Here is a 22,615-nt window from a genome sequence, read left to right as displayed (position 1 = left end):
GACGCGGGTTCCCGGGGTACATCGGGGAGCGACCGGCACCCCCGGATTCTGGAGGTTGACATGGGTATCGAGGACAAGGTCAACAACACCGCCGAGAACACCGCCGGCAAGATCAAGGAGAGCGCCGGGCGCGCCACCGACGACGAGCGGCTCGAGGCAGAGGGCCGGAACGACCAGGCCAGCGCCAACCTCAAGCAGGCCGGCGAGAAGATCAAGGACGCCTTCAAGAGCTGATCACGGCGTACGCGTCACCGCCGGGCCGGCCCCCCGTGCCGCCCCGGCGGTGACGTGTCCCGCCGACGAGTCCACTCGTTGCCAGGACGACGCCGCTCGCGGCGTCACCGGCGTCCACAGGGGACGTCGTGGTGCAGAACGGGGGTGAACCGGTGTCCCGGTCCGTCGTGATCGCGCGGCGTGCCGCCGCCATCACGGCCCTGGCCGTGCTGGTCTTCGGAGCGCACGACGAGCGCCGGGGCGAAGCCGGCCCCCCGCCGAGCCCGCCGGCTTCCGTCAGCACCGCCCCCTGACGGGTCGGTTTCTGGAGATCTTGGAAGATTTCGGCCCTTGGAGGGGCCGTTTCCTTCCAAGATCTGCGCTGCTCAGGTGATCGCCGGGCTGCGGCGTTCGATGAGGGTGACGTCTCGCCAGAGTCCGTGGTGGCGGCCGACCCGTTCGCGGGTGCCGACGGTACGGAAGCCGCAGGCGGCGTGGAGGGCCAGGCTGGCGGTGTTCTCCGGGAAGACGCCGGACTGGATGGTCCAGATCCCGGCCCGCTCGGTCGAGGTGATCAGCGCATCGAGCAGGGCGCGGCCGACGCCTCGGCCGCGAGCTTCGGGGTGGACGTAGACGGAGTGCTCGACGACCCCGGCGTAGACGCACCGGTCGGACACCGCCGAGCAGGCGACCCAGCCCAGGACGTGGTTGGCCGCGTCGACGGCGACCCACCGGTGGTCGGGCAGCCGGGCGGCGGTGAAGACCGCCCAGGTGGGCGGCTCGGTCTCGAAGGTGGCCTGGCCGGTGGCGATGCCCAGTCGGTAGATGTCCAGGACCGCGTCGGCGTGCTGGTCGTCCATGGCGGTGATCGTGATGCCGGCCGGGTTCATCGGGTTTCCTTGGACACGACGGCGGCCTCGGCGGTCGCGGGAAGCTCCAGCAGCGCGCCGAGCTGGCGGAACGTCTCCGGCCGGACCCGGTACCAGACCCACGTGCCCCGACGCTCGGAGTCGACCAGGCCCACCGCCAGCGGAGGACAGCAGGCCACGGTTTGCAGATCCACCGACTGTTTCGACATGCCTCGAGGTTGACAGACATCAAAACAGGGTGCAACGGCGTCCGGCGCCCGGGCCCCCCGGTCAGCGCGGGACGCGGTACGTCACGTGGGTGACGGTCGGCCCGGCGACCACCCGAACCTGCTCCAGCCGCAGGTCGCCGAGGCCGTCGAAGAGCCGCTCGCCCGCGCCGAGCACGATCGGCACCATGTGCAGCTGGAGGGTGTCGACGAGGCCGGCGGCCAGGTACTGCCGGACGGTGCTCGCACCGCCCGCGACCGCCACCTCCCGGTCACCCGCCGCCTTCCGGGCCTGCTCCAGCGCCGAGTGGATCCCGTCGGTGACGAAGTGGAACTCGGTGCCGCCGGCCATCGACAGCGACGGCCGGGGATGGTGGGTCAGCACGAAGACCGGCGTGCGGAACGGGGCATCCTCGCCCCACCAGCCACGCCAGGTCTCGTCCCACCGGCCGACACCGCCGCCGAACATCCCCCGGCCCATCACGTACGCACCGACGTCCCGGGTCATCTCGTCGACGACCTGGGAGTCCACACCGGACTCACCACCGACCTCACCGTGCTGCTCCCGCCACCGGTCGGCGGCGAACAGCCACTCGTGCAGGCGCAGACCGCCCCGGCCGAGCGGGTCCTGGAGGCTCTGGTCCGGCCCCGCCACGTACCCGTCCAGTGAGATCGAGATCTGACACGTCACCGTACTCATGCGGGGTGGACGACCGGAGACACCCGAACTCATCGGTCGCGGCGTCGGCCGCCGCGTACCGGCCGGGCCGGACGGCCCGGGGTGGCTCCCAGCGACGCCCGGTCGGCGGCGGCGGTCCCCGACGTCCAGCCCTCGGCGTCGCGGACGGTGAGCCGGGCCCGGGTGACGCCCGGGAACAGGGTGTCGAGGCGTTCCCGCACGGCCGCGGAGCGGGCGGCGAGCACCGGCAGCAGCCGGTCGGGGCCGGCCGCCTCGGTGGCGGCGTCGGTCGCCGCGCGCAGGCGTTCCCCGACACGCAGGGCGAACGCGTTGAGGAACGACTCGTCGTAGCCGCGGGTCCGCCGGCCGCCCGACTGCCGCCGCTCGCCGCGCCCGCGCAGCATGGCCGCGGTGGCCTGTACGAGCAGCGACGTGTAGAGCAGCTCGACCGCCTCCAGGTCGGTCGACCACCCCAGCACCGTGCTGAACCCCAGGTCGTCGGACCACACCGCCTCGCACCGGTTGGCCGCCGCGACCTCCTGCACCAGCAGCGCCTTCGCGCCCGCGTACGGGGAATCGGTGTCCAGGCGCACCCCCGTGGGCACGTCGGCCGGGTCGGGCGCGGCCAGCAGGGCGGCCTCGATGCTGTGTCGCGCCATCAGCTCCTGAGCCTTGGCGGTGAGGGCCTCCGCCTCGGCGGGGAAGGTGGTCGACTCGGCCTTGGCCAGCAGCGCCCGGACGCGGTCGAGCATCCGGGACCCGCCGGGCGCCGCCCGGGTCGCGCCGGCGGCCGGTGCGCCGGGCGGCGGGCGGAGCACCGCGATCGGCGGCAACCCGTCGACCAGCGCCAGCGCGTCGACGGCCGCACGGAGGGCGGTGAAGCGGTCCGACCCGGTGCGGGCCGACCAGCCGGCGAGATGGCGGTCGTCCGCGCCCCACCACACCGTCGCGTCCAGCTCGCGCAGCTGCTCGTCCCACCAGTCGGGTACCGGATCGGTCAGGTCCCGGCGGTGCGCCGCGAGCGCGTCCACCACCAGCCCGGCGTCGCGCGGCCCCAGCCGGCGGGTCGCGACCCGGGCCAGGTCGACCGGCTGCCAGCCGCGCGGCACGAGACGCCCGACGGTCCGCGCCAGCCGCCGGAAGAGAGCGGCGTCCACCGCCCGGGCGCCGTCCGCGCCGCCGGTGCCGATCATCAGCCGGTCCAGCTGCCGCTCCGCGAGGCGTACGTCGGTGCCGCGCACCGCCGCCAGCGCGTCGCTCACCAGTTCCTCGGCGTCCGGCACGGCCGCTTCCTCCTCGACAGATGTGCGCCCCGTGAAGCCGGCCGCCCGCCCCGACCGTACCTTCGGTCGTCGGTGCGGCTCAGCCGCTCGTGACCGCTGCCACGACCGCCCCTTCCCAGGTGGCTGCCCGGCCGCCCCGCGCCGGTATGCACCGCCCGTTTCCGGGTAGGTCGGGGGCCGACGCGAGTGAGACGAGGTTCGCGGATGGCGGGACAGTGGCTGTTGGGCAACGGTGGTGCTCCCCGGGGCGAGCGCCCCACCGCGGTGCTCCTCGCCGTGCACCAGGAGGACGAGGCGGGCGACACCGGCCCGGGTACCGACGTGTCGCTGGCGGAGCTGCGCCGGCTCGCCGACACCGACGGGCTGGCCGTGGTCGACGAGGTGGTGCAGAACCGGCCCCGTCCCGACCCCGCCACCTTCGTCGGATCGGGCAAGGTCGACGAACTCGCGGCGCTGGCCGAGCGGACGGGTGCCGACCTGGTCATCGCCGACGGTGAGCTGAGCCCGGGTCAGGTGCGCAACCTGGAGGAGCGGGTGGGCGTCCGGGTGGTCGACCGCACCGCGCTGATCCTCGACATCTTCGCCGAGCACGCGCGCACGAGTGAGGGCCGGCTACAGGTGGAACTGGCGCAGATCGCGTACCAACTGCCGCGGCTGCGGGGCGACGGGCGGTCGATGTCCCGCGTGGGTGGCGGCCGGATGGCCGGCGGTGCCGGTATGGGTGTCCGCGGTCCGGGTGAGATGCGCCTGGAGACCCAGCGCCGACGGCTGCGGCAGCGGGCCACCAGGCTGCGCCGCAACGCGGGCGAGCTGGCTCGACGGCGGGAGCGGAACCGGGAACGGCGGGCCCGCAACCAGGTGCCGTCGGTGTCGATCACCGGCTACACCAACGCCGGCAAGTCGGCCCTGCTCAACCGGCTGACCGGAGCGGACGCGCAGGTCCAGGACGTGCTCTTCGCAACGCTCGACCCGACGGTACGCCGGGTCCGCGTCGACGAGGTGCTGTGCACGGTCACCGACACGGTCGGGTTCGTCCGGCACCTGCCGCACCAACTGGTCGACGCGTTCCGGTCCACGCTCGAGGAGGTCAGCCGGAGCGACCTGGCGCTGCACGTGGTGGACGCCTCCGCGCCCGACGCGCTCGACCAGATCACCACCGTGCACGGGGTACTGCACGAGATCGGCGCCGGCGACGTACCGGAACTGCTGGTGCTCAACAAGATCGACACGACGCCCCCCGAGTGGGTCGAGGCGCTGCGGCGGGCGTACCCGGATGCGGTGGCGGTCTCGGCGCTGACCGGCGAGGGCGTGAACGACCTTCGCGTCGCCCTCGCGGCACGGCTCCGGCGGCGGTGACCCCGGCCCGCTGCCGCCGTCTCCACCGTGCCGGACCTGGACCCGCCGCTGCCCGGCGGAGGCACCCGGGAGCCCGGGCGGTGACGACGGGGTGCGCGCGTCAACCGCCACGGGGCGGCTCGACGTCGCTGTGCCGGCCGGGACGGACGGCGGCGTGCCGCTGACCCGGCCCGGGGCCCCGCCGCGCGGCCAGCGCGTCGGCCACCGCCCCGGTCGTGTACGCGTAGATCGCCTTGTGGAGGACGTCGATGACGAGTTCGCGGCGCGGCCAGGTCTGCGGGGGCGCGCCGACACCGGTGGCGTTCTCGAGAATCTGGTCGTTGGCCAGCCGGATCACGGTGAACATGCCGGACGCGAGCGGCCCGCGCATCCCGGTGTGCGCCATCGTCGACCGCAGCACGCCCATGAGCACGCCCTGGCCGTAGTGCATCGCCAGGTTCGTCCCGCGTGACCGTCGCTCGGGACGGTGGGCCAGGCGCTGGAGGGTCTGCGCGGGGACGTACGAGTCAGGCCGCCTGGTGATCCGCTGCTCCAGCTTCTCGCCGAGCGTCATGACCGCCGCGCCCGCCAGGCCGGCGAGCAGGCCCTCCGGGACCGCACGAAACAGCATTCCCGCCCCTACCCGTCCCGCCCGGACCTACACCCGCCCATGATCCGGGGTTTCACCCGGATCCGGGCAGGGACACCCATCGGCACAGTGCATCGACCGCGGACAACTGGCTGCACCTCTTCCTCGGTGTCGGCATGATCGGCCTCGGGCTGGCCCTTACCCGCCGGCCTGCCCGGCGCTGACCCGGGGAGGGACCCGATCCGGCGCCGTGCCTGCGGGAGGCCACGGCGTCATAGCGAGCCTGCGGCGCGGACGCGCTCAGCGCGCGGTGTACGGGGCCCCGCCGATCAGCCGGAGGGTGAAGCCGTCCGGGCCGTGGAGCCGGCTGACGTGGTTGCACGACTGGTACGTGATCCACAGGCCCAGGCCGCCCGGAATGCCGTTGCCGGCGGGCAGCAGCCCGGCGAACGGGTCCGCCGGCCCGGTGCCGGCGTCGCTGACCGTGACGACGATGCGGTCGGGGCCGGCCCACAGGCGCAGCCGGACCGGCGGCCGCCCGTGGCGCAGCGCGTTGGTGACGGTCTCGCTGACCGCGAGGACCAGTTCCTCGACCTCGTCGACGGGCAGCCGGCCCTGGTCGACCCGGTAGACGGCGGCGCGAGCCTCCCCAGCCGTGGGGTCGTACAGGTCGACGGCCGGCGGGGTCGCCTGGATCGGGTCAGGGGTGATCGACCGCTCCTGCCGCAGGAAGGTCTCCGGTGGGGTCCAGGTCGGGCAGGGCACGTGCCCGCCGTCGGGGGTGGCGAACCGGGGATGGGTCCGGGCCACGTCCGACAGCACCCCGGCGGCGTGATGCGGGTGTCGTACGCGCACATGCTCCAGAGCGGGAAGTCGTCGTACGCGTGGTTGATCGCCGACTCGTAGCAGGCCCACCAGTCCCACATGGCGCCGAGCGCCACCTCGGGAATCTCGCCGATGATCCGGATCTGGTGCGCGCCCGCGGCCACCTGCTCGGCGAGGAGCCGCCGGTAGGAACGGATGGCGGCGGCGGGGCGCGCGTACACGTCGCCGCCGGGGAGGAACTCCACCCCCGTTCCGCCGGGCAGCGCCGCCCGCACCAGCTTCCCGGTGCGCTCGCCCAGCGACACGAACGTCGGCTCACCCGCCTCGACGCCGTCGAGCAGGAACGGCACCACGACCGCGAGCAGCTCGTCGTCGGTGTCGTACCGGATCGCCTCGTGGTAGTAGCCCTTGTGCCCCGCTGCCGCCCCCGTCCTCACCGGACCACCTCCGCCCGGACGCGGGTCAGGCCCAGCAGCACGGACCGGTCATCGGCGCACATGGCGGCGAGCCCCGCCGCGACGTGGTGCTCCGCCTGGTCGGCGAACACCTCCTGGTCGTCGTAGGACCAGCAGAGGTGGCCGTGCGGCGGCATCGCGTCCGTCACGTTGGCTGCCTCACGGCAACAGTCTATTCCGGGTCCCGTGACCGGCCATCCGCCCAGCCTGGTCACTTCCGCGGGAACGTCGCCCAGATGTTCTTCGTGGTGTCGGTGGCGTACCAGCCCACGTCGGCGGAGAGTTCCTGCGCGATCTGGAGGCCGCGCCCGCCGGCGCCGACCGGCCGAATGTCGGCGAGTTCCGGGACGCTGCTCAGGTCGTGGTCGGCCACGTCGAGGACGAGACAGTCGTCGGTGGCGAGGAGGCGCACGATGGTCGGCGGGATGCCGTGGCGCAGCGCGTTGGTGGCGAGTTCCGTCGCGATCAGCACGATCAGCTCGGGCACCTCGTCCAGGGCCGCGCCCTCGGGGAGCACGCTGCCGGTCAGCTCCTCGTGCAGGGACGCGCGGAGCCCGCGCAGGTCCGTGGCGTCGGACAGCGTCCACCGCCGCAGCTCGGTGGCCTGGGGCGGTGGCGGCGAGGTGCTGAGTCGGCCCATGGCCCCTGTTCTACCCGGGCACCGCCACCATCACGCCCGGCTCTACCCGGGAACCACCGCCACGCCCGGCTCTACCGCCACGCCCGGCCGCGACGCCTCGACGGCTGAGCCCGCTCACGGCGGCGCCGGGCGCGACGCGGCGCCGCCCACCGCCGGTCACACCGCGAGGACGATCGTCATCGCGGCGTAGCTGGACAGCAGCACGATGCCCTCGAAGCCCAGCCGCCCCCAGCCGCAGGCCTGCCGGACGAGCAGGCCGCCGAGCAGGATCGCCGTCATGAACAGCGCGCTCGCGGTGACGAACAGCTCCTCGGGACCGGCGGCGTGGTAGATCGAGCCGCCACGGAAGGCGATGTCGCCGATCACGAGGTTGAGGGCGTCCAGGCTGTTGCCGCCGAGGACGGCGGCGATGGCCAGGGTGGGCGCGCCCCGGCGGACCGCGGCCACCGCGGTGACCGTCTCCGGCAGGGCGTTGACCGCACCCATGAGGATCGCCCCGACGAAGCCGGCGCTGAGGCCGGTGACCAGGACCAGGCTCTCGGCGGCCCGCGCGATGGCCCAGCCGCCGACCGAGACGAGCAGGCCGATCGCCGCGAACCGGACCCAGAGCGAGGCGAGGCTGGTCCGGTCGAGGCGCCCGTGGTCGTGCGGGACGTCCGGGAGCGTCTCGGTGGTGGCGACGGCCTGCCACAGCGGGCTCGTCCCGGACCGGCGGATCAGGTGCAGACCGCCGAGGTAGGCGCCGACCATGGCGAGCGAGGCCGGATGCACGCCGCCGACCAGCACCTCCGGGGAGTACGTGCCGAGCAGGGCCAGCGCGAGCAGCGCGATCAGCAGCGCCCCGAACAGCACGTTCGACAGGGACGCCGCGGCGTGCTCCAGGTTGACCCGGCGCTGGAAGGCGTCCGCCACGGCGACCGCGGTGGTCTGCGCGGCGATACCGCCGACCGCGTTGCCATACCCGAGCTGGGGCTGGTCGGCCGCCGCCGCCACGGCGGTCATCACGATGCCGGACAGCGAGGTCGCCAGCCCGAAGAAGACGGCGCCGAAGAACGCCTCGCCCCAACCGGTCCGGTCGGCGAGGGTGTCGCCCAGGGTGACCAGGCGGATGCTCCCGACCACCGTGAGTACGCCGGCGACGCCGAACACCGCGACGCTGAGCCCCGGCGACCAGGGCAGGGTGGTCAGAACCTCCGGCACCGGCCCGGGGTTCCCACAACTCCCCGGCTGAATCCGGTTGACCTGAAATGTCCGGCCCGACAAGCCTCAGGCCCGGCGGAGCCAGAACGTCAGGCCGAGCGTGTCGTCGGTGAACGGCACGTCGTCCGGCCAGGTCGGGTCGCCCTCGGCGCAGTCGGTCGCCAGCACCTCCTCGGCGACCAGGTCGCGGTGCTCGGCGAGGGCCAGCGCCGTCTCCTCCCGGCTGGCCCGGTAACGCAGCCGGATCCGGTCGGTCACCTCCAGGCCGCTGCTCTTGCGGGCCTCCTGGATCAGCCGGACGGCCTCGCGGGCCACCCCCGCCCGGCGCAGCTCGGGCGTGAGGTGCAGGTCCAGGGCCAGGATCGCCCCCGCGTCGCCGGCCACCGCCCAGCCGGCCCGGGGAGTCTCGGTCACCACGACCTCGTCGGGACCCAGCGTCACCGGCTCGCCACCCACCAGGACCGTGGCCGCGCCGGTCTCCCGGAGGGAGTTCCGGAGCGCCGCCGCGTCGGTCGCGGCGATGGCCGCGGCCACCTGCTGCACCGCCTTGCCGAACCGCCGGCCGAGCATACGGAAGTTCGCCTTCGCGGTCGTGTCCACCAGCGAGTCGCCCGCCCCGCCGAGCGCGGCGACCGACCCGACGTTCAGCTCGGCGGCGATCTCCGCCAGCAGGTCCGGCGGCAGCTCCCCGAAGCCGGGGGCCGAGGCGAGGGCCCGGGACAGCGGCTGCCGGACCTTCATCCCGGAGTCGGCCCGGGCCGCCCGACCCAGCTCCACCAGCCGCCGGGCCAGGGCCGTCCGTGCCGACAGCACCGGATCGACCAGCGCCTCGTCGACCACCGGGTACGCGGCCAGGTGCACCGACGGTGCGGCGCCGGGGGTGACCGGGACCACCAGGTCCTGCCAGACCCGCTCGGCGATGAACGGGGTGAGCGGCGCCAGCAGCAGCGTGAGGGTGGACAGCGCCTCGTGCAGGGTGGCGAGGGCCGCCGGGTCGCCCCGCCAGAAGCGCCGCCGGCTGCGCCGGACGTACCAGTTCGACAGATCGTCGATGAAGGCCGCCAGCAGCCGGCCGGCGTGGTGGGTGTCGAACCCGGCCAGCGCGGCGTCGACCTGCCGGACCAGGGTGTTCAGCTCGGAGAGCAGCCACCGGTCCAGGACCGGCCGGTCGGCGGGCACCGGGTCGGCCGCCGACGGGGACCACCCGGCGGTACGGCCGTACAGGGCCTGGAAGGCGACCGTGTTCCAGTAGGTCAGCAGGACCTTGCGGACCACCTCCTGGAGGGCGGTGTGCCCGACCCGGCGGGCCGACCACGGCGACCCGACCGACGCCATGAACCAGCGCACGGCGTCGGCGCCGTGCCGGTCCAGCAGCGGGATCGGCTCCAGGATGTTGCCGAGGTGCTTGGACATCTTCCGACCGTCCTCGGCCAGGATGTGGCCCAGGCAGACCACCGTCTCGTACGGCGAGCGGTCGAAGACCAGCGTGCCCACCGCCATGAGGGTGTAGAACCAGCCGCGCGTCTGGTCGATGGCCTCGGAGATGAACTGTGCCGGGTACCGCTCGGCGAACAGTCCGGCCCCGCGGTACGGGTAGCCGAACTGCGCGAACGGCATGGCGCCCGAGTCGTACCAGGCGTCGATGACCTCCTCCACCCGGCGGGCGGTCGCCCCGCACCGGCAGGCGAAGGTCACCTCGTCGATGTACGGCCGGTGCGGGTCCAGCCCGGTCCGGTCGGTGCCGGTCAGCTCACCCAGCTCCGCCAGCGAGCCGACGCAGGTCAGGTGCCCCTCCGGGCACCGCCAGATCGGCAGCGGCGTGCCCCAGTAGCGCCGCCGGGACAGCGCCCAGTCGACGTTGTTGGCCAACCAGTCGCCGTACCGGCCGTGCTTCACCGTCGCCGGGTGCCAGGTGGTCCGCTCGTTCTCCCGCAGCAGGGTGTCCCGGACCGCCGTGGTCCGGATGTACCAGGACGGCTGGGCGTAGTAGATGAGCGCGGTGTGGCAGCGCCAGCAGTGCGGGTAGCTGTGCTCGTACGGGACCTCGCGGAACAGTAGCCCCCGGGCCGCGAGGTCCTCGACCAGCGGCCGGTCGGCCGCCTTGAAGAACAGCCCGCCGACCAGCGGCAGGTCCGGCTCGAAGCGGCCGTCGGGGCGGACCGGGTTGACCATCGGCAGGCCGTACGCGCGGCTGGTGGCGAGGTCGTCCGCCCCGAAGGCGGGCGCCTGGTGGACCAGCCCGGTACCGCTGTCCGTCGTCACGTACGACGCCAGGACGACGATGTGCGCTCCCGCGACGTCGACGAGCGCGAACGGCGGCCGGTAGGTCCACCGGTCCAGCTCCTTGCCCCGGAACGACTCCCCGGTCAGGTCCCACCCGTCGCCGAGCGCGGACGCGAGCAGCGGCTCGGCGACGACGAGCTGCTCGTTCCCGTCGGTCGCGACGACGTAGCGGACGTCGGGGTGCACCGCCACCGCGACGTTCGACGGGAGGGTCCACGGGGTGGTGGTCCACACCAGCAGCGAGGCGCGGTCGGCCAGCGGACCGGAGGTCAGTGGGAAGCGGACGAAGACCGACGGGTCGACGACCGTCTCGTACCCCTGGGCCAGCTCGTGGTCCGACAGGCCGGTCTCGTCGCGCGGACACCACGGCGCGACCCGGAAGTCCTCGACCAGCAGGCCCTTGTCGAAGATCTGCTTGAGCGACCACCAGACCGACTCGATGTACTCCGGGTCCATGGTCCGGTACGCGTCGGCCATGTCGACCCAGTAGCCCATCCGCTCGGTGAGCTCGGCGAAGGCGTCCGTGTGCCGGGTGACCGACTCCCGGCAGCGGGCGTTGAACTCGGCGACCCCGTACGTCTCGATGTCCCGCTTGCCGGAGAAGCCCAGCTCCCGCTCGACGGCCAGCTCGACCGGGAGCCCGTGGCAGTCCCAGCCCGCCTTGCGGGCGACGTGGTAGCCCTTCATCGTGCGGTAGCGGGGGAAGACGTCCTTGAAGACCCGCGCCTCGATGTGGTGGGCGCCCGGCATCCCGTTGGCGGTCGGCGGACCCTCGTAGAACACCCACTCCGGGCGGCCCCGCGACTGCTCCAGGCTGCGCGCGAAGATGTCGTTCTCCCGCCAGAAGCGCAGGATCTCGTGGTCGAGCGCGGGCAGGTCGACCTGGCTCGGGACACTGCGGTACATGGCTCCTCCGTCGGGCGCGTGCGTGCTGCTCCGGCGGAGGGACGAGGCCATGGGCCCCCGTCCCATCGACGCCTCGCGCCCCGCATGCTATCGCCGGGGATCGTTCCCCGCGCCGGTAATTCCGGGGCCGGTCCGGGCACCCCCGGTAGGGTGGCCGGCATGCGGTTCGGCGTCCTCGGGCCGGTCGCCGTCACCACCGACGCGGGCGACCCCGTGACCGTGCCGGGCGCCAAGGTCCGGGCGCTCCTGGCCGACCTGCTCGCCAACCGCAACCGGGTGGTCTCGACCGACCGGCTGATCGACGACGTCTGGGGCGACGCGCCACCGGCGAACCCGGCCGGGGCGCTGCAGGTACGCGTCTCGCAGCTGCGCAAGGCGCTCGACGACGCCGAGCCCGGCGCGCGGGACCTGGTCGAGTCGCGGGCGCCGGGGTACGTGCTGCGCACCGACGCGGTCGACGCCGACCGGTTCGTTGAGTTGGCCGCCGCCGACGACGCGGCGAGTCTCACCGAGGCGCTGCGGCTGTGGCGGGGTGAGCCGTACGCGGACGTCGCCGACGAGGAGTGGGTACGGGCCGAGGCCACCCGCCTCGCCGAGGCCCGGCTGGTGGTGCGGGAGAAGCTGGCGGCGGCCCGGCTGGCCGGCGGTGAGCACGCGCTGGTGGTCGCCGACCTGGCGGAGCTGGTCGCCCGGCACCCGCTGCGCGAGGGCCTGCGGGCACTGCACATCCGGGCTCTGTACGCGGCCGGCCGCCAGTCGGAGGCCCTGGACAGCTACGCCGACCTGCGCCGCCGCCTCGCCGACGAGCTGGGCCTCGATCCGGGGCCGGAGCTGGTGGCGCTGCACCGGCGGATCCTCGACCAGGACGCGACGCTGACCACCGCACCGGCCCGCACCGACGTGCCCACGCCGGGCCGGGACGGCGTGCCGCAAACCCGCGCCGACCTGCCCGCGCCGACCGGTTCCGGTCTGCCCGCGCCGCTGGACGAGCTAGTCGGCCGCACCGAGGCGCTCGCCGAGCTGCGGGCGCTGGTACCGCGGCGGCGGCTCGTCACGCTGGTCGGGCCGGGCGGGGTAGGCAAGACCCGGCTGGCCACCGAGGTCGCCCGGGGACAGCCGTTCCCCGACGGCACGCACCTGGTCGACCTGACCGCGCTGCGGCCCGGCGGGCCCGGTGTCGCGGAGCTGGTGCGCGCCGCGCTCGACGTGCGCGAGGTCGCCGGCACGAGCGTCGCGGCCGACGACCACGTGGTGGCGGCCCTGCGGCACCGGCGGGTGCTGCTGGTGCTCGACAACTGCGAGCACGTGATCGAGCCGGCCGCCGCGCTGGTGGCCCGCCTGCTGCGGGAGGCCACCGGCGTGAGCGTGCTGGCGACCAGCCGGGAACCGCTGGGGCTGGCCGGGGAGACGCTCTGGGAGGTGCGCCCGCTGCCGGTCCCCGCCGAGGACACCGACGTCGAGGCGGTCCGGCGGTCGGAGGCGGCCCGGCTGTTCGCCGCCCGCGCCGCCGCGCGGCAGCGCGACTTCCGGCTGGACGAGCGGACCGCGCCCGCCGTCGCGCAGCTGTGCCGCCGCCTCGACGGGCTGCCGCTGGCGCTGGAGCTGGCGGCGACGCGGGTACGCGCGCTCGGCGTGGACGGCCTGGTGGCGCGGCTGGACGACCGCTTCCGGCTGCTCAGCACCGGCCAGCGGGACGTGCCGGAGCGGCAGCGCACCCTCACCGCGGTGATCGGCTGGAGCTGGGACCTGCTGGCCGACGACGAGCGGACGGTGCTCGCGCGACTCGCCGTCCACCACGACGGGTGCACGCCGGCGGCGGCCGAGGCGGTGTGCGGCGCCGACGTCGACGTGCTTGCCCGGCTGGTCGACCGCTCGCTCGTGGTGCTCGACGAGTCCGGCGTCGAGCCGCGCTACCGGCTGCTGGAGTCGGTCGCCGCGTTCGCGCTGGCCCGCCTCGAGGACGCCGACGCCGTCCGGGCGCGGCACGCCGCGTACCACACCGAGCTGGCCGAGCGCGCCGACCCGCTGCTGCGCGGCGCCGGCCAGCGGGAGTGGCTGGCCCGCCTCGACGCCGACGCCGCCAACCTGCGGGCGGCGCTGGCGCACGGTGGCGGCCTGCGCCTCGCCAACGCCCTGACCTGGTACTGGTTCCTACGCGGCCGGCTGTCCGAGGCGCGCCGGGCGCTGACGCTGGACGGTGACGCCGCCGCGCGCGCGGAGGCGGCGGTGTGGCGGGTGGGGTTCGCGCTGCTCCAGGGCGACCCGGTCCCGCCCGCCGACGTCGAGGCCGCCCTCGACGGGTACGCCGACGGCCGCGCCACCTGGTTCGTGGCGGCCGCCCTGGTCGAGCGCAGCGAGCTGGCCGCCGCCGAGACGCTGCTGGACCGGGCCCTCGCCGCCGGCGACGACCCGTGGGTCGAGGCGGCCGTCCACGTGACGCGCGCCCGGCTGGCCCACGTCGCGAGCGACCTCGTCGCGCTGGAGCGTGAGGGCAGCCGCGCCGCGGCCCTCTTCGCCGAACTGGGTGACGCGTGGGGCCGGCTGCAGGCCACCGACTGGGTGGGCGGCCGGGCCGAACTGCTCGGGGAGTACGAGCGCGCCGCTGCGCTGCACCGCGAGGGCCTGCGGTGGGCCGAGGAACTGGCGCTGTGGCCGGAGGTCGGCAGCAAGCTGTCCTGGCTGGCCTGGATCGCGACGCAGACCCGCGACCACCCGCAGGCGCGGGAGTTGGCCGAGCGCGCCCTCCGGCTCGCCGTCGAGCAGGGGTCGCCGGCGGCCCGGGTCTTCGCCGAGCTGTGCCTCGGCATCGCCGCGCGCCGCGACGGCAAGCTCGACCTGGCCGTCACGCACCTGGAGCGCCTGGTCGAGGAGGGCGGCGACGACGCCGTGTTCCTGCCGATGGTGCTGACCGAGCTGGGGCGCGCCGTCGCCGACGACGATCCGGAGCGGGCGTTCGCGCTGCACGCCCGCGCGTACGACATCGGCGTGGCGATCGCCGCGCCGCTCGACGTGGTCGGCGCCCTGGACGGGCTGGCCTCGGCGGTGCCGGACCCGGCGGTGGCGGCGCGGATCCTCGGGGCGGCGGCCGCCGCGAGGGCGGCCTCGGGCGTGCCGGTCGCGCCCGCGGAGCGGGACGACATCGACCGGCTTACCGCCCGCCTCGTCGGGGCAGTCGGTGCGGACGGCTTCGCGGCCGCGTACCGGGCCGGGCACGACCTGAGCCCGGGCGAGGCCCGGGCCCTGGTCTCGCTGCCGGCTGTCAGCCGACCGGCCGGTACGAGGCGATGATGACGCCGCTCTTCATGACCCGGCTGTCGGCCAGGGTGAACGTCGTCGGCAACTGACCGAGCGGGGCGCTCACTGACGGGCCGCCCTGGAGCACCGGGTGGATCCAGAACCGGACCTCGTCGACCAGGCCCGCCTGGACCAGGGCGTGGGTGACCACGCCGTAGCCGTACATCAGGATGTCCTTGCCCTCGGTGGCCTTCAGCTTGGTGACCGCCTCGATCAGGTCCCCCTCCAGCACCTCGGTGTTGTTCCACTCCGGGTTGGTGAGGGTGGTCGACGCCACGTACTTCTTCACGCTGTTGAAGTACTTCGCGCCGGTGGTGGGGTCGCTCTCGTCCATGTTCGGCCAGGCGGCGGCGAAGCCGTCGTACGTGCGACGGCCCATCAGCAGCGCGTCGGCCGCGTCGGTCTGCTCCCCGGCGAAGGCGGAGGCCTCGTCGTCGAAGTACGGCATGGTCCATGCCGGGTTCTCGATGACGCCGTCGAGGGTGAGGTAGGTCGAGTTGATGATCCGGCGCATGGTGTCCTCCTGGCTTCGGTGGCCTTCTCTCTCGTGACACCCGGAACACTGCCAGAGCCCGCTTACGATCCGCTTCAGGTGCGCTTTCGGCGCCGCACCGGGCGGCCGGCGCGCGAGTGGCCGCCGACCTCCTGGGTACGCGGTCGCTGCTCACGTACCGGACCGGGTGAGCCGGGAGCCGACAGCAGGCGGGACGAGACGGAGGCGCGGATGACCCGCGGTGGCGAGCCGACAGGGCGACCGTCGGGCGACCGGGCCGGGGACGGGCCGGTGGTTCCGGTGGAGGGTAGCGGCCGGCGCTCCTCCGCCCTGCTGCTGCCGGACTGCGTGGACACGCCCCGGGTCGCGGCACCGGGCGCTGGTCGGCTCGGCCGGTGGCTGCTGGAACACCAGGTCCAGCCGGCGGGTCCGGAGACGGGCGAGTCACACGCCAGGCCCCACGCCTGGTGGAAGGTCATGTGCCTGACCGGCGTCGACTACTACTCCACGCTGTCGTACCTGCCGGGCATCGCCGCCCTCGCGGCGGGAGCGCTGTCCCCGCTGGCGACCCTGTTGATCGTGGCGTTGACGCTGTTCGGCGTCCTGCCGATGTACCGGCGGGTGGCGCAGGAGAGCCCGCACGGGCAGGGGTCCGTGGCGATGCTGGAACGGCTGCTGCCGTTCTGGAAGGGCAAGATCTTCGTCCTGGCGCTGCTCGGCTTCGTGGCCACGTCGTGGATCATCACGATCACCCTGTCCTCGGCGGACGCGACGGTGCATCTGCTGGAGAATCCGATCCTCCCCGACGGGTTCCCGCACGGCGCCACCGCCGCGGTGCTGGTCACGGTGGTGCTCCTGCTGATCCTGGGTGGCGTGTTCCTGCTCGGGTTCAGCGAGGCCGTCGGCGTGGCCATCCCGCTGGTGGCGGTCTTCCTGCTGCTGAACGCGATCATCGTGGGCGTGGGGTTGGCGGAGGTGATCGGGGATCCCACGACGCTGACCGGCTGGACCGGCACGCTCACCGCCGGCACCGGCGGGATCGGCGACGTGCTCGGTCCGGCGGTGCTGGCGTTCCCGCTGCTCGTGCTCGGCCTGTCCGGCTTCGAGACCGGGGTGAGCATGATGCCCCTGGTGCGGGGGGACGGCCCGGACGAGAAGGCGCGGCTCGCGGCGCGGACCCGCAACACCCGCCGGCTGTTGACCACCGCCGCGCTGATCATGAGTGCCTACCTGGTCACGACCACGTTCGTCACCACGGTGCTCATCCCCGCCGACGAGTTCCAGCCGGGCGGGGAGGCCAGCGGCCGGGCTCTGGCGTACGTGGCGCACGAGCACGTGGGCGAGGCGTTCGGAACCATCTACGACGTCAGCAGCGTGCTGATCCTGTGGTTCGCCGGAGCGTCGGCCATGGCGGGCCTGATCAACATCGTGCCCCGCTACCTGCCCTCGTACGGCATGGCGCCGGAGTGGGGCCGGGCCGTGCGACCGGTGGTGACCGTCTACACCCTGATCAGCATCGCGATCACGGTCGCGTTCCGCGCGGACGTCAACGCGCAGGCCGGCGCGTACGCCACCGGCATCCTGGCGATGATGGTCTCCGGCGCCGTCGCGGTGAGCATCTCCGCCGCCCGCCGGCGCCAGCGCGCCGCCACCGCCGGGTTCGGGTTGCTCACCCTCGTCCTGCTGTACGCGCTCGTCGAGAACGTGATCGAGAAGCCGGACGGCATCACCATCTCCGCCATGTTCATCGCCGGGATCGTCGTGGTGTCCCTGATCTCTCGGGTGTCCCGGACCACCGAGCTGCGGGCCGAGCGGATCGAGTTCGACGAGCTGGCCCGCCGCTTCATCACCGAGTCGATCGAGTTCGACGGTCGGCTCGACCTGATCGCCCACCGGCCCGACGTCATCAGCGGAGCGGAGTACCACAGCAAGGAACGGTCCCAGCGTCTCATCAACCCGGTCCCCGGCGCCGCCGACGTCCTGTTCCTCGAGGTCGAGGTCATCGACCCGTCGGAGTTCAGCGACGTCCTGCGGGTGCACGGCGTGACGGTCGACGCGCACCGGGTGCTCCGCGTGCAGAGCCCCGCCGTACCCAACGCCATCGCGGCGATCCTGCTGGCCCTGCGCGACGCCACCGGCGTCCGACCGCACGCGCACTTCGAGTGGTCCGAGGGCAGCCCCGTCGCTCACCTGCTGCGGTACCTGATCCTCGGGCGCGGTGACACCCCGCCGGTGGTCCGGGAGATCCTTCGCAAGGCGGAGCCCGTCCCGGCCCGCCGTCCCGGCATCCACGTCGGGTGACCCTGTCGCCGGCGGACGGCGAAACAGCCACCGTGGGGGATTGGGCGGCCGGTGACGGGGTAGGTGCGGCCATGGCCCACGCCGGTCCGCCGAGAGGAGACAGCGGTCCGGAGTCCGCCGACCGCGACGCCTCGGCGGTGTCCCGCGCGTTCCACCGGTCGGCCGCGGTGCTCCACGGGCGGCTGCGTCGCGTCCGGGCCGGCCTCGGCCTGGCTACCCAGGCCGGGTTGGCCGCCGGCCTGTCCTGGTGGGTCGCCGACGGCCTCCTGCACATCCCGCAGCCGCTGTTCGCGCCGGTCTCCGCGGTGGTCGCGCTGGCCGCGTCGGTGGGCCAGCGGCTGCGCCGCACGATCGAGCTGGTCCTCGCGGTGGCCCTCGGCATCCTCGTCGGCGATGCCTTGCTCTACGTGGTCGGCACGGGACCGTGGCAGCTCGCCCTGATCGTCGTCCTGGCCATCCTGGTCGCCGGCTTCCTCGGCCGGAGCCCGGCATTCGTGGTGCAGGCGGCGGCGACGGCGGTGCTGATCGGCACCCTCACCCCGTCGGTGCCGAACCTGGAACTGCCCCGCTTCTTCGCCGCACTGATCGGCGGCGCCGTGGCGCTGGTGGTCACCACCGTGCTGCTGCCGCTGAACCCGTTGCGGGTGATAAACCGCGCCGCCGGGCCGGCCCTGGACCTGCTCGCGGAGCAGCTCGATGCCACCACGACCGCGCTTCGCGAACGGGACGCCGACCGCGCCCAGTCCGCGCTCGACCGGCTGCGCGACAACAAGAAGGAGATCGGCGCCTTCGTCGAGGCGGCGCAGGCGGCGCGCGAGGCGGGCACCCTCTCGCCGGTGTACTGGGGCAGCCGCGACGGTCCGATCGACCGGTACGCCGACGCCGTGGATCTGGTCGACCGGGCGATGCGCAACAGCGGCACCCTGATCCGGCGCAGCGTGACCCTGATCGAGGACGGGGAGCAGGTCCCGGAGGCCATGCCGGCCGCCGTCGCCTCGCTGGCCGGGGCCGTGCGCGTGCTGCGCCGCGAGTTCACCCGCGGTGCGGAGCCCCAGCGGGCCAGGGAGCAGTCGTTGCGGGCGGTCTGCGAGGCGGGCAAGGCGTACCGGGCCGGCGTGGGCTTCTCCGGAGCCGTCGTGGTGGCCCAGGTCCGTACCGCGGTGAGCGACCTGCTGGTCGCCACCGGTCTGGAGCAGGAGGAGGCGAACCGGCTGGTCCGCCGCGCCTTCGGACCGATGCGGCCGTCGGCCGGGTCCGGGCAGCCGTCCCGCGCCGCGCGCTGAGGACCCGGCGGCGGTTACCGCCGCGTCACCGAACCCGGCATCGGCTACCCGTTCCCGCCCTGACCGCGCGTCACGCCCCGGTTTGACTGGTCCGGGAGCGGGGATCCCCGGCCGGTCGGTGCGGGACATCCGGGAGGGGCATGGGCGGGGACGGATGGTCCCATTCGACCGGGGGGTTCGGGCGGCGCCTCGACGAGCACGAGCACGCCCGTGAGGCACCCGGCCGGGGCGGCGTCGTCGACAGCGCCGTCTACGTCCGGGGTCGCCGCCACGCCACACCGGCGACCCTCGCCGACACGTACCGCTGCCTGCAGGAGCTCGACGACGCGATGGCCTGGATCGGGCTCTACCGGCCCGGCCGGGGGCAGATCCACTCGCTGGCCCGCGAGTTCCAACTCCACGACCTGGCCGTGGAGGACGCCATCAACGCGCACCAGCGGCCCAAGCTGGAGCGCTACGGCGAGACCCTGTTCGTCGTGCTCCGCGCCGCCCGCTACGTCGACGACCGGGAGGAGGTCGAGTTCAGTGAGCTGCACCTGTTCATCGGGCCGGGCTTCGTCATCACCGTCCGGCACGGCGAGGCGCCCGATCTGGTGGCGGTCCGCCGGCGGATGGAGGCCGAGCCGCAGGTCCTCACGCTCGGGCCGGAAGCGGTCCTCTACGCCGTCCTCGACCAGACGGTCGACGGGTACGCCCCGGTCGTCGCCGGACTGGAGAACGACATCGACGAGATCGAGACCCAGGTGTTCGGCGGCGACCCCAACGCCAGCCGCCGCATCTACGGGCTGAGCCGCGAGGTCGTCGTGTTCCAGCGGGCAGCCCGGCCGTTGCTCGGTGTCCTCGACGCGCTCACCGTCGGGTTCGACCAGTACGGCACCGACGAGGAACTGCGCCGGCGGCTGCGCGACGTCACCGACCATCTCACGCAGGTCGTCGAGCGCGTCGACGGCTTCCGGCACCTGTTGCAGAACATCCTCACCGTCAACTCCACCCTGGTCACGCAGGCGCAGAACGAGGAGATGCGGAGCCTGACCGCCGCCAGCTACGAGCAGAACGAGGAACTGAAGCGGGTGTCCGCCTGGGCGGCGATCCTGTTCGCGCCGACCCTCATCGGCACCGTCTACGGCATGAACTTCGCGCAGATGCCCGAACTGGAGTGGCGGTACGGCTACCCGTTCGCCCTCGGCCTGATGGTGCTGGTCTGCGTCGTCCTGTACCGGGCCTTCAAGAGCCGCAACTGGCTGTGACCCGTCGTGGCGGACGCCGATCGTGCCCCGCCGCCGGCCGGGGCGACGGGGCACAGTCGGTGAGGTCAGCAGTACAGGTTCGCTCCGGCGGGTACGCCGAGGATGCCGACGAACTGCTGGTACCGGCTGACGCGGCTCTGCACCTGGGCGGGGTTGCCGCCGTTGCACTCGATCGAGCCGTTGATGCTGCGGATGGTCTCGCCGAACCCGGCGCCGGTGACCATGGCGGTGTGGGCGGTCATCCGGCCGGGCCCGTTCTGGGTCATCCAGTACCAGATGGCGGTCTTCCAGGCCACCGCGGCGTCGTTCTGCACCAGCCACGGGTTGGTCAGCAGGGGCAGCCCGAGAGCGTTGCCGGCGGCGTTGTAGTTGAAGTTCCAGCTGAGCTGGATCGGCCCGCGGCCGTAGTAGGCGGCCTGGCCGGCGGGGCAGCCGTAGGGCTGGCTGCGGTCGCAGTAGTGCGGGTAGTTGTCGGTGTTCTGCTCGACGATGTGGACGAGCCCGCCGGTCTCGTGGTGCACGTTCGCCAGGAACGCCGCGGCCTCCTGCCGTTGCACCGTGGCGCTGCCGGTCTTCGTGAACGCCGGGTAGGCGCTCAGGGCGGCGACGAGCCCGGAGTAGGTGTAGAAGGAGTTTCGGCCCGGGAACATCTGGTTGAACTGGGCCTCGGTGACCACGAAGCCGCCGGGGTTGGTGGGCGGCGGGCTGCTGGTGGGCGGCTGGCTGCCGCAGGTGTACGGGTTCCAGTACCAGGTGCTGATGGTGGGGTCGTAGCCCGGGTTGTCGTGCTCGGCGATGTAGTACAGGCCGTTGGTGTACCGGACGATGCTGCCGGCGGTGTACCAGGTGCCGGCGACCCAGTTCGGGTGGTTGCAGCTCCCGCCGGGCGGTGGCGTGGACCCGCCCCCGCAGGCGCCGAGGTCCTGCCAAACGCCGGTGGTGCCCGGCGGCGTCTCGTTCTGGGTCCACCACTTCGCCTGGTAGTTGCGCCCGCTGTGGGAGACCTGCATGCCGCCCGTGTAGACGGCCGAGGACTGCCAGGGGGTCGCGCAGGCGGCGGCGGACGCCGCGGTCGACGGGACGATCGCCGCCAGTCCACCTGCGACGGTGAGCGCCGCCACCGCGAGCAGGGCGCGCAGTCTCGACATGTGATCACTCCTTCCTGAGGATCCACGGGTCGATGCGCGGTGCCACGCATCGACAGCGCTCACTGTAGCACTACTGTTCACAAACTTTTCTATTAAGTGAATCGGGTGCCGCCCCCGGAGATCGGCCGCAACCGCACCCTGACGGGTGGCCGGACCTCGGCGGGGGAACCGGCGCCCCCGCCGCTCCTGGCTGCGCCGCCGCTGACCCGGCCCGGATCCGACGCTGCCGTCACGTCACGACCGTGGCGAGGTGCGCGCACCCACGTTCGATTCTTTCAGCCCCTTGCCGTAGCCTTGCAGCAATGACGAAGCGGCTGACCGAGGTGGCCCGGAAGGCGGGCGTGAGCGAGGCGACCGTCAGCCGGGTGCTGAACGGTCGCGGAGGCGTGTCCGAGGCGACCCGTACGGCGGTGCTGACCGCCCTCGACGTGCTCGGCTACGAGCGCCCCACCAAGCTGCGCGGGGAGCGGGCCCGCCTCGTGGGGTTGGTGCTCCCCGAACTGCAGAACCCGATCTTCCCGGCGCTGGCCGAGGTGGTCACCGGCTCGCTCGCCCAGCGCGGCTTCACCCCGGCACTGTGCGCGCGCACCATCGGCGGCGTCTCGGAGTCCGACTACGTCGACATGCTGCTGGACCACCAGGTCTCCGGGGTCATCTTCGCCGGCGGGTCGTACGCGCTGGGCGGCGCGTCGCACGAGCACTACCGGCGGCTGACCGACCGAAAGCTGCCGGTCGTGCTGGTGAACGCGGGCGTGGACGACCTCAACTTCCCCCGGGTCTCCACGGACGACGCGGTGGCGGTGGAGCAGGCGTACGGCCACCTGCGGTCGCTGGGCCACGAGCGGATCGGGATGGTGCTGGGCCCCGAGGACCACGTCCCGTCGCAGCGCAAACTGGCGGCCATGGCGCGGATCGCCGGCTGGACCGACGCGGACCAGGACGTGGAACGCACCAGCTTCTCCATGGAGGGCGCCCGGGTCGCGGCCACGAAGCTGGTGCGCCGGGGGGTCACCGGGGTGATCTGCGCCAGCGACGTGCTGGCGTTGGGCACCGTCCGTGCCGTACGCCGGCTCGGCTGCTCGGTCCCCGCCGACGTGTCCGTGGTGGGCTTCGACGACTCGGCGTTCATGACCTGCACGGATCCGCCGTTGACCACGGTGCGGCAGCCCATCGAGACGATGGGGCAGGCGGCTGTCGACCTGCTGGTCACCCAGATCGAGGGTGGCGGAGTGCTCGCCGACGAACTGCTCTTCGAGCCGGAGCTGGTGGTGCGCGGCTCCACCGCGCCCGCCCCCGGCGACCCGGGCCGGGCCCGGTCGGGCCGCTGACCGCGCTTCCCGATGACCACCGTCGCGGCCGCTGGTCG

At 73.7% G+C, this 22,615-nt stretch carries 20 protein-coding genes and 1 pseudogene; 8 read left to right on the top strand and 13 right to left on the bottom strand.

Annotation, left to right across the window (positions count from 1 at the left end):
• Nucleotides 1-60 precede the first annotated feature (60 nt).
• Both ACTMS0_RS02020 and ACTMS0_RS02015 read left to right on the top strand, forming a co-directional pair.
• Nucleotides 61-234, top strand: coding sequence for a CsbD family protein (locus ACTMS0_RS02020; RefSeq protein WP_441153341.1), 174 nt, complete (start codon nt 61-63; stop codon nt 232-234).
• Nucleotides 235-386: 152 nt separating this feature from the next.
• Nucleotides 387-527, top strand: coding sequence for a hypothetical protein (locus ACTMS0_RS02015; RefSeq protein ID WP_441154022.1), 141 nt, complete (start codon nt 387-389; stop codon nt 525-527).
• A gap of 72 nt (nt 528-599) precedes the next feature.
• On the opposite strand, the gene ACTMS0_RS02010 is transcribed toward ACTMS0_RS02015, so the two are convergent.
• The 4 genes from ACTMS0_RS02010 to ACTMS0_RS01995 all read right to left on the bottom strand — a co-directional run bounded on the left by ACTMS0_RS02010 (nt 600) and on the right by ACTMS0_RS01995 (nt 3,250).
• Nucleotides 600-1,103 carry an N-acetyltransferase family protein gene (locus ACTMS0_RS02010; RefSeq protein WP_441153340.1) on the bottom strand — a complete coding sequence of 168 codons (504 nt, stop codon included), beginning with the start codon at nt 1,101-1,103 and terminating at the stop codon, nt 600-602.
• Nucleotides 1,100-1,291 carry a hypothetical protein gene (locus ACTMS0_RS02005; RefSeq protein ID WP_441153339.1) on the bottom strand — a complete coding sequence of 64 codons (192 nt, stop codon included), beginning with the start codon at nt 1,289-1,291 and terminating at the stop codon, nt 1,100-1,102. Before ACTMS0_RS02005 ends, ACTMS0_RS02010 begins: the two co-directional genes overlap by 4 nt.
• A gap of 61 nt (nt 1,292-1,352) precedes the next feature.
• Entirely contained in the window at nt 1,353-1,988 is a 636-nt protein-coding gene (locus ACTMS0_RS02000; protein WP_441153338.1) for a dihydrofolate reductase family protein, read from the bottom strand.
• 29 nt (nt 1,989-2,017) lie between these two features.
• Entirely contained in the window at nt 2,018-3,250 is a 1,233-nt protein-coding gene (locus ACTMS0_RS01995; protein ID WP_441153337.1) for a DUF2786 domain-containing protein, read from the bottom strand.
• A gap of 204 nt (nt 3,251-3,454) precedes the next feature.
• On the opposite strand from ACTMS0_RS01995, the gene hflX reads away from it, so the two are divergent.
• Nucleotides 3,455-4,606, top strand: coding sequence for a GTPase HflX (hflX, locus tag ACTMS0_RS01990; protein WP_441153336.1), 1,152 nt, complete (start codon nt 3,455-3,457; stop codon nt 4,604-4,606).
• 100 nt (nt 4,607-4,706) lie between these two features.
• Here hflX and ACTMS0_RS01985 read toward each other — a convergent pair whose 3' ends face one another.
• From ACTMS0_RS01985 to ileS, 7 genes and pseudogenes are all read right to left on the bottom strand, one after another.
• Entirely contained in the window at nt 4,707-5,216 is a 510-nt protein-coding gene (locus tag ACTMS0_RS01985; protein WP_441153335.1) for a hypothetical protein, read from the bottom strand.
• A 258-nt stretch (nt 5,217-5,474) separates the two neighbouring features.
• Nucleotides 5,475-5,984, bottom strand: a complete 510-nt coding sequence (locus ACTMS0_RS01980) for an ATP-binding protein (RefSeq protein WP_441153334.1) — start codon at nt 5,982-5,984, stop codon at nt 5,475-5,477.
• 74 nt (nt 5,985-6,058) lie between these two features.
• Nucleotides 6,059-6,349 (bottom strand): annotated as a pseudogene (locus tag ACTMS0_RS01975) (MEDS domain-containing protein); the annotation flags it as partial.
• A gap of 83 nt (nt 6,350-6,432) precedes the next feature.
• Nucleotides 6,433-6,603 (bottom strand): hypothetical protein, encoded by a 171-nt coding sequence (locus ACTMS0_RS01970; protein ID WP_441153333.1) that lies wholly within the window; start codon nt 6,601-6,603, stop codon nt 6,433-6,435.
• Between the two features lie 62 nt (nt 6,604-6,665).
• Complete coding sequence (locus ACTMS0_RS01965; protein WP_441153332.1) at nt 6,666-7,094, bottom strand: ATP-binding protein; 429 nt, start codon at nt 7,092-7,094, stop codon at nt 6,666-6,668.
• A gap of 156 nt (nt 7,095-7,250) precedes the next feature.
• On the bottom strand, nt 7,251-8,294 hold the full coding sequence (locus ACTMS0_RS01960) for a sodium:calcium antiporter (RefSeq protein WP_441153331.1): 1,044 nt from the start codon (nt 8,292-8,294) through the stop codon (nt 7,251-7,253).
• Between the two features lie 66 nt (nt 8,295-8,360).
• Nucleotides 8,361-11,483 (bottom strand): isoleucine--tRNA ligase, encoded by a 3,123-nt coding sequence (ileS, locus tag ACTMS0_RS01955; protein WP_441153330.1) that lies wholly within the window; start codon nt 11,481-11,483, stop codon nt 8,361-8,363.
• A gap of 159 nt (nt 11,484-11,642) precedes the next feature.
• On the opposite strand from ileS, the gene ACTMS0_RS01950 reads away from it, so the two are divergent.
• On the top strand, nt 11,643-14,771 hold the full coding sequence (locus ACTMS0_RS01950; RefSeq protein ID WP_441153329.1) for a BTAD domain-containing putative transcriptional regulator: 3,129 nt from the start codon (nt 11,643-11,645) through the stop codon (nt 14,769-14,771).
• On the opposite strand, the gene ACTMS0_RS01945 is transcribed toward ACTMS0_RS01950, so the two are convergent.
• A complete protein-coding gene (locus ACTMS0_RS01945; RefSeq protein ID WP_441153328.1) occupies nt 14,743-15,291 on the bottom strand; it encodes a dihydrofolate reductase family protein in 549 nt (182 codons plus the stop codon). The genes ACTMS0_RS01950 and ACTMS0_RS01945 overlap by 29 nt on opposite strands.
• Before the next feature lie 210 nt (nt 15,292-15,501).
• Between ACTMS0_RS01945 and ACTMS0_RS01940 the strand changes: the two genes are divergently transcribed.
• The 3 genes from ACTMS0_RS01940 (at nt 15,502) to ACTMS0_RS01930 (ending at nt 20,101) form a co-directional block, all read left to right on the top strand.
• Nucleotides 15,502-17,571 carry an amino acid transporter gene (locus ACTMS0_RS01940; RefSeq protein WP_441153327.1) on the top strand — a complete coding sequence of 690 codons (2,070 nt, stop codon included), beginning with the start codon at nt 15,502-15,504 and terminating at the stop codon, nt 17,569-17,571.
• 71 nt (nt 17,572-17,642) lie between these two features.
• Nucleotides 17,643-18,854, top strand: a complete 1,212-nt coding sequence (locus ACTMS0_RS01935) for an FUSC family protein (protein ID WP_441153326.1) — start codon at nt 17,643-17,645, stop codon at nt 18,852-18,854.
• Nucleotides 18,855-18,994: 140 nt separating this feature from the next.
• Nucleotides 18,995-20,101: a magnesium and cobalt transport protein CorA gene (locus ACTMS0_RS01930; protein WP_441153325.1), complete on the top strand. Its 1,107-nt coding sequence runs from the start codon at nt 18,995-18,997 to the stop codon at nt 20,099-20,101.
• A gap of 65 nt (nt 20,102-20,166) precedes the next feature.
• Here the strand turns inward: ACTMS0_RS01930 and ACTMS0_RS01925 are convergent, their stop codons facing one another.
• On the bottom strand, nt 20,167-21,249 hold the full coding sequence (locus ACTMS0_RS01925) for a glycoside hydrolase family 19 protein (RefSeq protein WP_441153324.1): 1,083 nt from the start codon (nt 21,247-21,249) through the stop codon (nt 20,167-20,169).
• Between the two features lie 302 nt (nt 21,250-21,551).
• Between ACTMS0_RS01925 and ACTMS0_RS01920 the strand changes: the two genes are divergently transcribed.
• Entirely contained in the window at nt 21,552-22,577 is a 1,026-nt protein-coding gene (locus tag ACTMS0_RS01920; protein ID WP_441153323.1) for a LacI family DNA-binding transcriptional regulator, read from the top strand.
• Nucleotides 22,578-22,615: the final 38 nt, after the last annotated feature.

It is taken from the genome of Micromonospora sp. H33 (assembly GCF_052068455.1).
Lineage (GTDB): Bacteria > Actinomycetota > Actinomycetes > Mycobacteriales > Micromonosporaceae > Micromonospora.
The sequence above is the reverse complement of the archived record's forward strand: the minus strand, read 5'-3'. Positions and strand labels throughout refer to the sequence as shown.